The 13,357-nt window shown below is 63.5% G+C and carries 10 protein-coding genes; 1 reads left to right on the top strand and 9 read right to left on the bottom strand.

Going from position 1 to position 13,357, the window contains the following annotated elements:
- Positions 1 to 69 precede the first annotated feature (69 nt).
- On the bottom strand, positions 70 to 2,442 hold the full coding sequence (locus PQ457_RS12930) for a TonB-dependent receptor (protein ID WP_273617225.1): 2,373 nt from the start codon (positions 2,440 to 2,442) through the stop codon (positions 70 to 72).
- A 153-nt stretch (positions 2,443 to 2,595) separates the two neighbouring features.
- Between PQ457_RS12930 and PQ457_RS12925 the strand changes: the two genes are divergently transcribed.
- Positions 2,596 to 3,735 carry an FAD-dependent monooxygenase gene (locus tag PQ457_RS12925; protein WP_273617224.1) on the top strand — a complete coding sequence of 380 codons (1,140 nt, stop codon included), beginning with the start codon at positions 2,596 to 2,598 and terminating at the stop codon, positions 3,733 to 3,735.
- A gap of 16 nt (positions 3,736 to 3,751) precedes the next feature.
- On the opposite strand, the gene PQ457_RS12920 is transcribed toward PQ457_RS12925, so the two are convergent.
- The 8 genes from PQ457_RS12920 to PQ457_RS12885 all read right to left on the bottom strand — a co-directional run bounded on the left by PQ457_RS12920 (position 3,752) and on the right by PQ457_RS12885 (position 13,351).
- Entirely contained in the window at positions 3,752 to 5,437 is a 1,686-nt protein-coding gene (locus PQ457_RS12920; RefSeq protein ID WP_273619324.1) for a GMC oxidoreductase, read from the bottom strand.
- Positions 5,437 to 6,060 carry a gluconate 2-dehydrogenase subunit 3 family protein gene (locus PQ457_RS12915; RefSeq protein ID WP_273617223.1) on the bottom strand — a complete coding sequence of 208 codons (624 nt, stop codon included), beginning with the start codon at positions 6,058 to 6,060 and terminating at the stop codon, positions 5,437 to 5,439. Before PQ457_RS12915 ends, PQ457_RS12920 begins: the two co-directional genes overlap by 1 nt.
- 130 nt (positions 6,061 to 6,190) lie before the next feature.
- Positions 6,191 to 6,847, bottom strand: a complete 657-nt coding sequence (locus PQ457_RS12910) for a TetR/AcrR family transcriptional regulator (protein ID WP_273617222.1) — start codon at positions 6,845 to 6,847, stop codon at positions 6,191 to 6,193.
- 174 nt (positions 6,848 to 7,021) lie between these two features.
- Positions 7,022 to 8,332, bottom strand: coding sequence for a family 1 glycosylhydrolase (locus PQ457_RS12905; protein ID WP_273617221.1), 1,311 nt, complete (start codon positions 8,330 to 8,332; stop codon positions 7,022 to 7,024).
- Positions 8,329 to 9,174 carry an alpha/beta hydrolase gene (locus tag PQ457_RS12900; protein ID WP_273617220.1) on the bottom strand — a complete coding sequence of 282 codons (846 nt, stop codon included), beginning with the start codon at positions 9,172 to 9,174 and terminating at the stop codon, positions 8,329 to 8,331. The genes PQ457_RS12905 and PQ457_RS12900 overlap by 4 nt, the downstream gene beginning before the upstream one ends.
- 62 nt (positions 9,175 to 9,236) lie before the next feature.
- Entirely contained in the window at positions 9,237 to 11,537 is a 2,301-nt protein-coding gene (locus tag PQ457_RS12895) for a TonB-dependent receptor (RefSeq protein WP_273617219.1), read from the bottom strand.
- A 59-nt stretch (positions 11,538 to 11,596) separates the two neighbouring features.
- Complete coding sequence (locus PQ457_RS12890) at positions 11,597 to 12,424, bottom strand: fumarylacetoacetate hydrolase family protein (RefSeq protein WP_273617218.1); 828 nt, start codon at positions 12,422 to 12,424, stop codon at positions 11,597 to 11,599.
- Between the two features lie 6 nt (positions 12,425 to 12,430).
- Positions 12,431 to 13,351, bottom strand: coding sequence for a VOC family protein (locus PQ457_RS12885; RefSeq protein WP_273619323.1), 921 nt, complete (start codon positions 13,349 to 13,351; stop codon positions 12,431 to 12,433).
- Positions 13,352 to 13,357: the final 6 nt, after the last annotated feature.

The raw sequence follows: 13,357 nt of genomic DNA, 5'->3' as shown, positions 1-13,357 counted from the left end.
ACTGGCTCCAAAACAAGGGCCGTGACAGCGCGGGCTGTCACGGCAAAAGGGTATCAGATCATATAGGGATCAGAAATTCACCCCCACCCGCGCGCCAAAGTAGCGGCTGGAATCGCGCGCGGGCTGACCGATCACCAGATTGCCGGTGGTGGCCCCGGCAAAGAAGTCCTCGGCATTGGTCAGATAGAACCTGTCGGTCACATTGTTGACGAAAAACGTCAGCGTGGCCTTTTCATCCTTGGTCTGGAAACCAAGGCTCAGATCCATCAGGCCGAACGCGCTCTGGAAGGTCTGCGGGTTCTGGTTGGCCTGAAGATAGGTGCCCGAACGATAGGAAAGGTTGGTGCCTGCGATCAGGTTGAACTTTTCAAACGGGATGGTCTGGGCGATCTGGGCGTTGATCTTCAGCTTGGGGCTGGCGGGCATCGGCTTGCCCGACAGATCCTGCGCGCCGCTGGCATCGCACCCTTGCGCGGTGGACTGGGTGGGCCAGCAGACCGCGCCCTTGAAATTGGTGAACTTGGCATCGATCAGCGCCGCCGACAGGCTGGCCCGGGTGTTGCCCTTCACGTAATTGAGGTCGGCCTCGATGCCCTGCGTGCGGGCGCCGGCATTGGCCAGGATCAGCACGCCCACCAATTTCGACGTGTCGAAGATCTGCGCCTGATAGCCGCTGTAATTGGTGTAGAACGCGGCCAGATTGAAGGTCAGGTGGCGGTTGAGCAGGGTCGATTTCAGGCCCACTTCAAAGCTGTCGATATGCTCCTGCGCCACCGCCTTGGCAAAGGTGGCGATTTCGGCCAGCCCCGCCGTGGTCGTGTCGCCGGGCGCCACGGCCCAGTCATGGACCGTGTTGAACGCTTTGGGCTTATAGCCGCGCGTATAGGAGGCATAGGTCATGATGTCGCGGGTCGGTTTGAACTGGATCGCCGCATCGCCCACCAGCGCGCCCGAACTGTCCGACAGGTTCCACGTATAGCCGCCCTGACCGAAACCGCCGCTGCCGTATTGGCCCGCCGCCGGGTTGAAATATTGCGCGACGTTCCAGCCGATCTTGTCCCAGTTGTAACGCAGGCCGCCCACAAAGGTCAGCCTGTCATTCACATGGGCGGTGGCGCGGCCATAGATCGAGTAATTCTTGGTGGTCGAAATATTGGTCTTGGCCAGCGGGTTGAGCGTCCATGCGCGCAGCACATACTGGTTGACCGTCATGTCCGAATAGAACAGCCCGACCAGCGCCGAGAGCGGTTTTTTGGCATCGGTGGCCAGTTTGAATTCCTGGCTGGTCTGGCTGACATAGCCCTGCGCCGACTGGAGATTGCTGTAGGGCAACACCATGGCCGAGGGCAACGCGCCGATCGCATTGAGGAAAGTTTCAAATTTCAACGCCCAGTTCGGGTCATTGCCAAGGAAGGTGTCCTGCGTCTGATACTGGCCCTCGTGGCTGTAGGCCGTGGTCGAGGTCAGCGTCAGATCGCCCAGGCGCCAGTTGAGGACCGCCGAAGTGTCCTTGTCCTCATAGCGCGAGACCATCGTGGTATGGGTGGACAGTTTGGTATTGCCATAGCCGATGGTGTAACCCGGATACATCGTGGCCGCGTCCAGACCCACCGGCGGAGCAAAGAAATACGAGCCGGGCGTCCAGTATTGCACGACGAAATTCGCGCCCTTCGACTTCGACATCGCATAGTGCCCCATCACCTGCAGGTCGAGATTGTCGCTCAGCTCAAATTTCAGCTTGGCGCGCGTGCCATAGCTTTCCGCGCGGCTCTTGACGCCCGTGGTGATATTGGTGATCGGATAGGGCGTGCGCTGATAATAGCCGGTCAGGCTGTAGCTGACCTTGTCGGTGATCGGGCCGGAGGCGCGGCCGTCAATATGCCATTCGCCATCATTGGTGGTCAGCGCGTTGACCGCATATTGCGGCGTCGTGCTGGGCGCCACGGTCACGAAGTTGATGACGCCCGCCGAGGCCGTGCGTCCGCCCAGCGTTGCCTGCGGGCCTTTGAGCACTTCCAATTGCGCCACGTCGGTGATCGTGTTGACGGCAAAGCTGTCGGCGGGCACCGGCACGCCATCGACCTGAATCGACACGCCCGAGGTCAGGCCGATCGCGCCTTCATTGGCATTGGTTGAAATGCCGCGAATACCATAGGGCACGCGCCCGTTGAACGTGCCCTTCAATTCGACCGAAGGCACCACGCGGTTGATGTCGGACAGGTCCACCACATGGGCCTGCGCCACGGCGGCCTGCGACAGCACGGCGGCGGCCACGGGGATTTCCTGAAGCTTTTCCGGCCGCTTCTGCGCGGTCACGATGATTTCGGCCGTATCCTTGGCCGCATCCTTGGCGGGCGCCTGCTGCGCCATGGCGGGCATCGCGATCGCCATGGCCAGCATCGAGGCTGACAGGCACGCGCCATGGTTGACAAAATTCCTCATGATCCTCCCCTTTATTCTCGTCCCGGACGCGCTGCACACGTCTTGCATTCTTGCCTAGCGTGTGGGGGCTCCAAGCTCACACCGATTGTATCAATAGGCATCCATCCATGGTTCGAATTTGCCTGTTGGCGCGCGCGCTCTAGTTTGAACGGCATGGAACGGGAGAACATCAGCAGCGTCCAAGAGGCGCTGATCGTGGGCGGCGGGATCGGCGGCATGGCTGCCGCTATCGCGCTGTCGGAGCGGGGCGTTAAGGTCGAAATCGTTGATCTCGACCCGGAATGGCGCGTCTATGGGGCGGGGATAACAATCACCGGCCCGACCTTGCGCGCCTATCGACGGCTGGGCCTGCTCGAAGCGATCAAGGCGCAGGGCGCCATCACCACAAAGACGCGCCTTTTCAAATATGACGGCACGCATCTGCATGATCTGGAAGAGCCGGTCATCGAGGAGGGCCTGCCCGCCACAGGGGGCATCATGCGCCCGGTGCTGCACAAGATCATGCAAAAGCGGGTGAGGGAACTGGAGATCCCGGTGCGGCTGGGCCTGACGGTCTCCGCGCTGGTCAATACCGGCGATGGCGTGGATGTGGCCTTTTCCGATGGGTCGAGCGGGCATTACGATCTGGTTGTGGGCTCGGACAGCGTGTTTTCGGGTGTGCGCGAACTGTCCTTTCCGCATATGGCGCCTGCCCAACCCACCGGGCAGGGCTGCTGGCGAATCTCGATCCGCAAGCCGCCCGGCCTTGAATATGGCGAGTTCTACCTTGGCCATGCCAACCCTTGCGGCATCACGGCTTGCGCGCCGGATCAGGTCTATATGTGGATGCTGACCCCTCATGTGGAGCGCGAAAGCTTCATGGACGGGGAAGAACTGTTCAACGAATTGAAGCGCCTGCTGGGTGATTTCGGGGGCAATGCCGGGTGGATCCGCGACAATATGACGCGCTCCGACTGGATCAACTATCGCCCGCTGGCCGCCGTGCTTCAGCCGATGCCCTGGTACAACGGGCGCATCGTGCTGCTGGGCGATGCGGTCCATGCCACCACGCCTCATCTGGCCTCGGGCGCGGGTATGGCGGTGGAAAGCGGCATCGTGCTGGCCGAGGAACTGGCCCGCGCGGGGGATGTCGCGGCGGGCCTGTCGGCCTATCAGCAGCGGCGCTATCCGCGCTGCAAGGATGTGATCGACAGCTCCGTCTCGGTGGGCCGCCTGCAACTGGCGCATGGCGACCCGCGCGAACATGCCAAGATCCTTGAAGGCGCGCTCTCGCGCCTCAACGAACCGTTCTGATGGCGGGGCGGGCGCCTTAAATGGCGCCCGCCTTGATCAGCCCCACCGCATGATCGACCGCCCGCGCGGTCAGCGCCATATAGGTCAGCGAGGGGTTCTGGCAGGCGCTCGACGCCATTTGCGCGCCATCGGTGACGAACAGATTGGCCACATCATGGGCCTGACTCCATTTGTTGAGCACGCTGGTTTTCGGGTCATGGCCCATGCGCGCGCCGCCCATTTCGTGGATCGCCGTGCCGCCGGGGCCGGGCTGGTCCATGCCGAACAGCACACGTCCGCCCGCCGCACCCAGCATGGCGGCCGCCTCACGCTTGGCATCGGCCAGCGCGGCCATTTCCGCCGCGCCATGGGCAAAGTGGATCTCGAGCCGGGGCACGCCCAGCGGGTCCAATTGCTTGGACAGGGTAAGCCGGTTGCTGGCGCGCGGCATGCTTTCGGCAAAGGCCACCAGCACCATCCGCCATTCGCCGGGACTGCGCAAATCGCGCTTGAAATCGGTGCCGATGCCGGCCTGCCGCTTGCCGCGCGTCCATGCCGATTGCAGCGCGCCGCCCTGAAACGAATAGCCGCGCGTGAAACCATCGCCATCGGCCTTGTCCAGATTGCGGAAACGCGGGATGACAATGCCGGTGGGGCGGTTGCCGAAACTGGTGTGGTTTTCAAAACCCGGCATGATGGCGGCCGCCGACAGCGTGTTGGCATGATCCATAATATGCGTGCCCAGCACGCCGCTGGAATTGGCCAATCCGCCGGGCATCGCTTCATTGGCCGAATTCAGCATCAGATGCACCGAATTGAACGCGCCCGCATTGAGGAACACGACCCGCGCCGTGGCGCTCTTGCGCTCGCGCGTTTTGGTGTTGACCCAGCGCACGCCGGTCACGCGGCGGGTGGCGGGATCGTAATCCACCTTTTCCACCTGCGCATCGGTGATGACGGTCAGCCGCCCGGTCTTGGTGGCAGCGGGCAGGGTGGAGGATTGCGTCGAGAAATAGGCCCCGAACGAACAGCCCCGGATACAGATGTTGCGGGACTGACAGGGAGTGCGGCCCTCCTCCTCCTTGCCCTGCGTCAGATTGGCCGTCCGCCCGATGGTCAGGCGGCGGTCGGGCCAGCGGGCGGCTACCTTTTCGCGCACCGATGTCTCGACGGCATTCAGGGCAAAGGGTGGCTGAAACTGGCCATCGGGCAGGGCAGGCAGATTTTCCGCCGCGCCTGAAACGCCGATGAAGCGCTCCACCTTGTCATACCAAGGCGCCAGATCGGCATAGCGGATCGGCCAATCGGTGCCCACGCCATCGCGCGCATTGGCGCCAAAATCATAGTCCGACCAGCGATAGCACTGCCGCCCCCAGGTCAGCGATTTGCCTCCGAGCTGGTAGGAGCGAAACCATGTAAAGGCGCTGCCCGGCCCCAGATCATAGGGATTTTCGCGGTCGTTGACGAAGTGATCCTCGCTCCATTCATTGAAATGGCGGTTGAGCATCTGGACCGGATGATCGCGTTTGTAGCGCTCGGTGTCGCCCTGTCCGCGAAAGGGCAATTCCCATGGTGCCTTCATCTCGCGCGGATAGTCGCCATGGACGATCTCGCGCCCGCGCTCGATCATCAGCACTTTCAACCCCGCCTCGGTCAATTCCTTGGCCGCCCAGCCGCCGGTGATCCCTGAGCCCACCACGATCGCATCAAATTCGTAAGCCATCATCCAAACTCCACTGCGGTCCAGTCGTTGGAAAACGCGCGGTCGCCGGGCTTAAGGGGGATGTCGGCATCCCAGCGGCCCGGAATAAGGTTATATTGCAATTCCTTGGATGCCCCGGCCTCGCTGGAATAATAGCCGATCAGGATCAGAGCTTTGATGGCCACCCAGGGATTGGGCGTCGCAGGCGGCGGCCCGGCGGGAAAGGCTTCGCCGTCCAGCTGCGCCACGATTTTTGCCTGCTGCGCGGAGGGCAGGGCGAGGAAATCGCGCCCCGCGCGGCGGTTCAGTTCGCGATCCAGCCACAGGTCATGGCGCAGCGATCCATCCGCGCGCAGCATGTCGGCCGCCGCCGCGCCCCGCCACGGCTCACGCGTGCCCTCCAGCCCATGGGCGAAGGCCAGCGGGAGAAAGGCCCCCACGCCGACATCGCCCGCGCCGGGCGTGTCGCTGCGCGGGATCACGATCTGGGCCACGGTTTTGAGCAACAGGGCGATGCGCGGCGAGGGCGTTTCGCCCGCAGCCTGCGCCGGGATCGGCAGGCCGGTGGCCAGCGCAAAGATCGCCGCCCCGGCCAGAACCTCGCGCCGGGTCGCCTTTGGCTGCTTGTGCTGCAAATGTTGCAAGATGCCTCTCCCAGCAATCGGGAGGGACGGGAGGCCCCTTCCGATCTAAATCAGAATGATGGTTCTGAATTACTGCCGGATGGACACGCCTGTCAAGCGGCCTGAGACGGGCCGCCTGCAAGCGGGCCGATCAAAAGCTTGGCGGGGTGACCAGAAAGGCCGCGATCATGCGCGAGAGATCCTGCAGCAGAACGTCCCAGTCGCCTTCCCACGCGGCCGTCGTGGCCGAGCCAAAGCCGAGATAGCGGGCGATAGTGGCGTAAAGGATGCGGAAGGCCGAATCGACCGCGCGCAGCGGATCGGGCTGCTTCATCTCGCCCGAATGCAGCAGCAACGCCCCTTTGACCGCATTGGCCGTGGTGACGAAGGAGGCCTTGCCCGTGGCCGCCACCAGCGGATCATTGGTCGCGCGCAGCATCAGCGGGCGCATGATATCGGCGTTTTCCTTGAGCGTCTCGCCCACCGCGCGGGTCAGCGCCACGACCAGTTGATCCAGCGTACTGGCGCCGTTGCGCGCCTCATCCAACATCGCGCCCATCTGTCTGTCGACCCGTTCGAGCACGCGCAACTGCACCGCGTGAAGCAGGGCATCCTTGCTTTCAAATCGATTGTAGATCGAGCCGATCGAAACCTTGCCCTTCTTGCTCACCTCCTGCAGGGTGAACTCATCCGATCCGGCCGCCGCCATCAGCGCCTCGGCCGCGGCCAGCATGCGTTCATACGAAGCCTTGGACCGCCCCTGAACGGGCGCGCGCAGGGCGGTGGAGAGGGCAACATCCTTGGTCATGACCCGGTTCTTTTCCGGTTTGTGTCACTTTCGTCAACAAAGATCGCTTTAATGGAATTCTAATTCCAATTAAACCCGTGGGCAATGTGTGCCAAAAAGGCGCCCGCCACAAAAAAGGCGCGGAAAGGCCCCCCGCCCTCCCGCGCCTCCCGCCTGCAACCATCCCCCGATGGGTTACAGCGAGTTGGCCCGCGCCATCGCGCCCAGCACGCCCGCGCTCGGCTTGGCCTTGCGTTCAAAGGTTACCGGATCGACCGAGGCAAGGCCGAAAGCGCCATGGCCAATGCCTGCGCCCCATTCATAATTGTCCATCAGCGTCCAGTGGATATAGCCCAGCACCGGCACGCCATCGGCCATCGCCTGACGCAGCGGCGGCATCGCCTCGCGGATCAGGCGGACGCGCAGCGTATCGTCATCCGTGCCCACGCCATGCTCGGTGATCAGCACCGGCTTGCCCGTGGCCTCATGGGCATAGCGCGCCGCGCCCGCCAATGAGGGCGGATAGACCTCGGCCCCCCGGAAATTGCGCATGCCGCCATCGGGCGCGGGCAGGCGGCCCTTTGGCCCCCACAGGATGCGCTCGTAATTCTGGATCGCGACAAAATCATCCTCGCGGGCCACCTCCAGCCAGTCGCCGTAGAGTTTCTGGCGCATGGCATCGCGCACCGAATCCTTGGTCGCGGCCTGATCGTCGGCCATGGCAAAGCTGAAGCCGACCGGCAGATCGGGGCGCACCGCCTTGATCGCGGCGCGGGCCAGACGGTGGCCGGCGATCATCCCGGTGGTGAGCGCGGGCACATCCTCTGGCGGGACGGTGTTGGCCACCATAAAACGCGGCACATTGGCCGCCCGCGCGGCGGCGGCCAGATTGGCGCGCAGCCCGTCAAGGAATTGCGGCGGCATCACCAAAGGCAAAAGACGCGCCAGATTGGGCTCGTTGAGGGTGAGCGCCACCGCGATATTCGCGCCCAGATGGCGCATCGCCCGGTCGCAGAATTTGGCGAAGAGTTCGGGCGCCTTTTCGCTGGTCCATCCGCCCATCGCGGCAAACCAGCGCGGCGTGGTGTAATGGTTGAACGTCACCACCGGGGCCAACCCACGCGCGCGGGCGCCATCAATGATCGCCTTGTAATGGTTGAGCATGGCGCGCGAGAACATGCCCGGCTCCGGCTCGATGCGCGCCCATTCAAGGCTGAAGCGATAGGCGTTGAGGCCAATGGATTGCGCCAGATCGAGATCCTCGCGCCACAGTTCAAAGCTGTTGACCGCATCGCCCGAAGGCGCGCCGGTGATCGTGGGCGTGACATTTTCCAGCAGCCACTGGTCCGAATTGGTGTTGTTGCCCTCGACCTGATGCCCGGCGGTGGCCGCGCCCCACAAAAAGCCCTTGGGGAAAGCCGGGTCAAAAGGTTTGGCGCGTGCGGCCATCACCGGCGTTGCAGCCAGAGCCGCCGTCCCGGCCAACATCATGCGGCGGTTAATCACAGAATATCCTCCAGAAATGCGGCGATTTCTTCCTCAAGGCGCGTGTCGGACGTGCCAAGGTGCATCGCCATCGTGTAATGATTGTGGCCCGGCAGCAGGACGGCGCGCGGCATCGTGCCGTGGTGGGCAAGGCGGGCCTGCATCAGGCCCAGAAACTCGGCCTGAAACCGCGCCGGATCATGCTGGGCGCAGGCCACCAGCAGCGGCAATGGCGTTTCCACCACTGCATCCCACGGCGCCATGGCGGCAAAATCGCCCGTGCCGTAATAGCGCTCGTCCTTGGGATCGAGCGGGGTGCAGCCATAGAGGCCCGACAGCAGCACTGCGGCGCGCACCAGCGAGCCATGGTCAGGGCGAAGTCTCAGAAAACCGCTGACATGCACCGCGCCCGCCGAGGTGCCCATGACCACGATCCGTTCGGGATCTCCGCCATGGTCCGCCACAGCCCCGCGCAGATAATCAACGGCGGCGGCCACATCCTCGCTGCCTGCAGGCCAGAGGTGATCGGGGGCGAGGCGATAGTTCATCACCGCCCCGATCCAGCCGCGCCGCGCCGCCATGCGCCCCACGGCGGCATTGGGCCAACCCGTATCCCCTTTGTCGCCCATGACAAAGCCGCCGCCATGGACGAACAGCAGAACCGGCTTCAAACCGCCTTCCGCCGCGCCGTAAAGATCCAGCCGGTGCCTTTCATGCGGCCCATAGGCCAGATCGCGCGCGGCCACCGGCACGGCAGCGGCCAGCGCTTCCTGCTCGGCCCCGAACAATTGGCGGCATGCCTCCAGCACATCAGGGCCAAGGCCCTGACCCATGGCGGCGATGGATTGGCGGGTGGATGTCATGGCAAAACCCTCATGCAGAATGGGCGGCAGGGCATTGTGCCCCGCCGCCCATGCGCGTTCTATCAGAACTTGGCCGTCGCGCTGACGCCGATGGTGCGGCGCCCTTCACGGGTCAGCCAGTTCACCTCGCCGCCCGGATCGGAGAAGGGCAGGCCGATGACCGAGGCGTGGAAGCGCTGATCCAGCAGGTTGCGCACGAACAGGCCCACGCGCCAACCGCCATCGGGCGCGCCGATGCCGGTGTTCAGGCCGATGGTGTAATAGCCCGGCTGGTTCGACAGGGCATTGCCCACGTCATACTGCACCTTGCTGCGATAATAGACATTGCTCGACCAGTCGAAGGTCAGCTTGTCGTTGATCGGCAGCTTCACATCCGCGCCAAAGGTGAAGGACACTTTGGGCGCGCCCGAAAGCGGCTCGCCGGCGGCCTGCAAAAGGGCCGTGCCGTTCTGGGTATAGCAGGTGAGGCCGGCCTTGAGGACAGCCGGACAGGCGGTGACATAATCGGTGAATTTCGTGTCCGAATAGGTCAGGCCGCCATTCAGGCTGAATTCGGGGCTGACGCGCCAGCGGGCGTCGAACTCGAAACCCTTGGCCTCAAACCCGCCCGCGTTTTCGGTCAGGAATTCCACCCCGTTGAACACGCTGGTTTGCAGGTTGGTGTATTTGTCAAAGAAGGCGCTGGCGTTGAAGGTCACGGCGCGGTTGAAGAGCTGCGACTTGAAGCCGACCGTGATGTCGCGCACAGTCTGCGGCTTTACATTGGTGCCCGTGCCCGACAGGCCCGAGAAGGCCACCGTCGGCCCCAGATAACCGCGCGCGATCGTGCCAAAGAACATCAGGTCGCGATCAACCTTGTATTCCGCGCCGGCCTTGCCCGACCAGCCGCCTTTGGCGGTCGACCCGGTCTTCAGCGCAACCGGGGTGTAGGGTGTGACGAAAACGCCATTGACCACCGTGCCGGGGGCGTAGTTGGGATCAATGATCGACTGGAACGAGGCCTTCACCCAGTCATACTGATAGCGGAAGCCCCCCAGCAGCGAGAATTTCTCGGTCACATGATACTTGCCGTCGATGAAGGCGGCCAGCGAGTCCGACCGGGTCTGGGTATTGGCCTGTCCGGACGAGATGTTGACATAGAAGGCGCTGAACGGATTGGCGGGCAGCAATTGGGCGCGGTTGTAATCGCCCGGATTGCCAGTCTTGCGCCGCGATCCGTAAACGCCGGTGGTATATTCCAGCTTGCTGCCCGAGGGGCTGGTCAGGCGGATTTCCTGGCTCAGGAAGGACTGGTGCTGGGCGGTGGGCTGGGCCTGAAACACCGTCACGCTCGACCCGTCGATGCCGAATTGCGCGGCGCCCTGGATAAAGCCGCGATAGGCGGTGATCGAGGTCAGGTTCAACCCGCCCAGCTTCTTGTTGATCTCGATGCTGGCGCCATAATTGCGCTCGCTCGTCCAGCCGTCGGTGTTTTCCGCGCTTTGCGTGTTGTTGAAGCCCGGCGTGATGCCAAGCGAGGTCAGATTGCCGAAACGCGCCGCCATCAGCGGATTGGCAAAGCTGGGCAGGGCGTTGATGGTCCAGAGCTGGCCGGGGCTGCGCGTGCTGGTGCGGCTGTAATCGCCGATGATATAGACGCTGAAATCGTCCGAAGGCTGATAGAAGAACTTGGCGCGGCCGCCATAGCTGGCCTCATCGCCCCAATATTTTTTCAGCGTGGCGTTATAAAGATAGCCGTCATTCTGGCGATAGAAGCCAAACAGGCCGATGGCCGAATTCTCGCTGGTGGGCAGGTTGAGCTGGGCGTTGGTGTTGATTTCATTCAGCGAGCCGTAGGAGGCGAAAACCTTGCCCGAAACGCGGTCGAACCGGGGCTTGGCGGTGGTGATGTTGACCACGCCGGACGAGGCGTTCTTGCCGAACTGGGTGCCCTGCGGGCCTTTGAGCACTTCGACACGCTCAAGGTCGCCAAGGCTGTTGACCGGGTTGCCGAAGGGGATGATCACATTGTCGACCACCGTGCCGACATTCTGCTCCGACGCCGACGAGAAACCGCCCGCCGTGCCCACGCCGCGCAGGCGATAGCCGCTGTCATTGGGCGAGGAGCCGAATTGCAGGCCCGACACCTGATATTGCAGGTCGGACAGTTTCTGGAAGCCGCCCGTGGTCATCTGCTGGGCGCTGATCGCCGAAACGGCCAGCGGCACGTCCTGCAGGCGTTCGGAGCGGCGCTGGGCGGTGACGACGATTTCGCCGGGGGCGACAGAAGCCTGCGTCTGGGCTTCCCCGGCCATGGCGGGGCTGGCGGCGATCATGCCCAGAAGGGCAGCGCTGCTCAGCAGGTGATGGATGTTGCTCATCATGGTCTCCCTAATGCGGCCCGGCGGGATGCTTGTCCCGCCGGTGCCGGAATGTGTGTGTTTCAGATTTCGTCGATGACGGGGTTGGTCAGCGTGCCGATGACGCCCACCGAAATTTCAACCACATCGCCCGCCTTCATATAGAGGGGCGGCTGGCGCTTATCGCCCACCCCGCCCGGCGTGCCGGTTGCGATGACATCGCCGGGGTTGAGGTCGGTGAAGGTCGAGCAATAGGCGATGATCGCGGGGATATCCCAGATCATGTCGCTGATCGGCTGATCCTGCACCAACTCGCCGTTCAGACGCGTCTGCACGCGCTGGGCGCCCAGATCCGCGATCTCGTCAGGCGTGACCAGCGCGGGGCCGAAGCCGCCGGTGCCGGGCCATGTCTTGCCGGGGGTGAACTGGATGTTGTGGCGCTGCCAATCGCGGATTGAGCCATCGTTGAAGGGCGCATAGCCCGCGATGTGGTCCCATGCGTTTTCGGGGGCGATGCGGCGGCCCTTCTTGCCGATGATGATGGCCACTTCGCCCTCATAGTCAAAACGCACGCTTTCGGGCGGGCGGACCATGGCCTCGCCATCGGCGATCAGGCTGTCGGCATAGCGGGTGAAGATCGCGGGATGCTCTTTCTGCTCGCGGCCCGTTTCGGCCACATGGGTGGCGTAATTGAGGCCAACGCACAGGATCTTGTCCGGGTCGGGAATGACCGGCAGCAGCCGAACCGCATCGAGCGCAAACGCCTCGCCATCGGCCAGCGAGGCGAGGGCATCAGCGGCAAGCGCTTCCTTCAGGCTGGCATAGGTGCCGCCCAGATCGAAGATGGTTTCGCCCTCTAGGCGGCCAAAGCGGGCCTTGCCGTCGGGGCTTGTGAAAGACACATAACGCATGGGGGATTATGCTCCTGAGAACGCATTGATGGGCGCCGGTTGCCATTCGCGGCGGAAACGGAACGCTTCCTCGGCCACGCGCAGTCCGGCAAAATCCTTGTCCGACACGCCCCACTGGTCGATCCGCTTTTCGGGCCAGGTCCAGTCGTCGGGCTCGCCGGTGCGGTAATCCTCGCCCACCTTTTCGACCGGGGTGGAATATTCGATCACCGGGCCAAAGGGCGCGATGTAATAGGCATAGACATTGTCGCCCGGCCCATGGCGGCCCGGACCCCATGCCGGGGCAAACCCATGATCGCGCATATTGCCGATGCCGCGCATGACCGCGTCGAGGTCTTCCATTTCAAAGGCGACATGGTTGAGCGACGAGAAACCGGCGCGGGCAAAGGCGGTGGAATGATGCGCCTCGTTGCAGCGGACAAAGACCATGCCGCGCGTGCGGTCGGAGACGCGAAAGCCGAGGACTTCCTCGACGATATCGCCGCTGGCCTCGGCATCGGCGGAATTGAACACGACATGGGTGAGTTTGACCGGCATCACGCGGCGGGTGGATTTGGCATGGCCCTCGATTGCCGGCACTTCGGCGGCGTCGACAAGGAAGCGAAGCAATTCGCCCTCGGCCAGTTCGACCACGATGCCATGGCCGCCGCCCGGATCGCTGCTGGTGCAAGGCGCGGCGTTCAATCCGCGCGCGGTCGCCGCCTGCGCGACCTGCGCCAGACGGTCCGCCGAGCAGACGAAAGTGGTCGAGCGCACGAAATTATCGGCGCTTTCCGAAATGGCCATCAGATAGGGGAAGGTGCCCGAACCGCGCAGGTAGAACGTGTCGCCCATCCGCCCGCCATCGGCGCAGCCCCAGACATCGATCATCCAGCGATAGGCCTGCGCCGCCTTGGGCAGGGCCAGTTCGATGCTGCGAAGTTTCATCATCGC

The organism is Novosphingobium humi (assembly GCF_028607105.1).
In the GTDB taxonomy this organism is placed as follows: domain Bacteria; phylum Pseudomonadota; class Alphaproteobacteria; order Sphingomonadales; family Sphingomonadaceae; genus Novosphingobium; species Novosphingobium humi.
The sequence above is the reverse complement of the archived record's forward strand: the minus strand, read 5'-3'. Positions and strand labels throughout refer to the sequence as shown.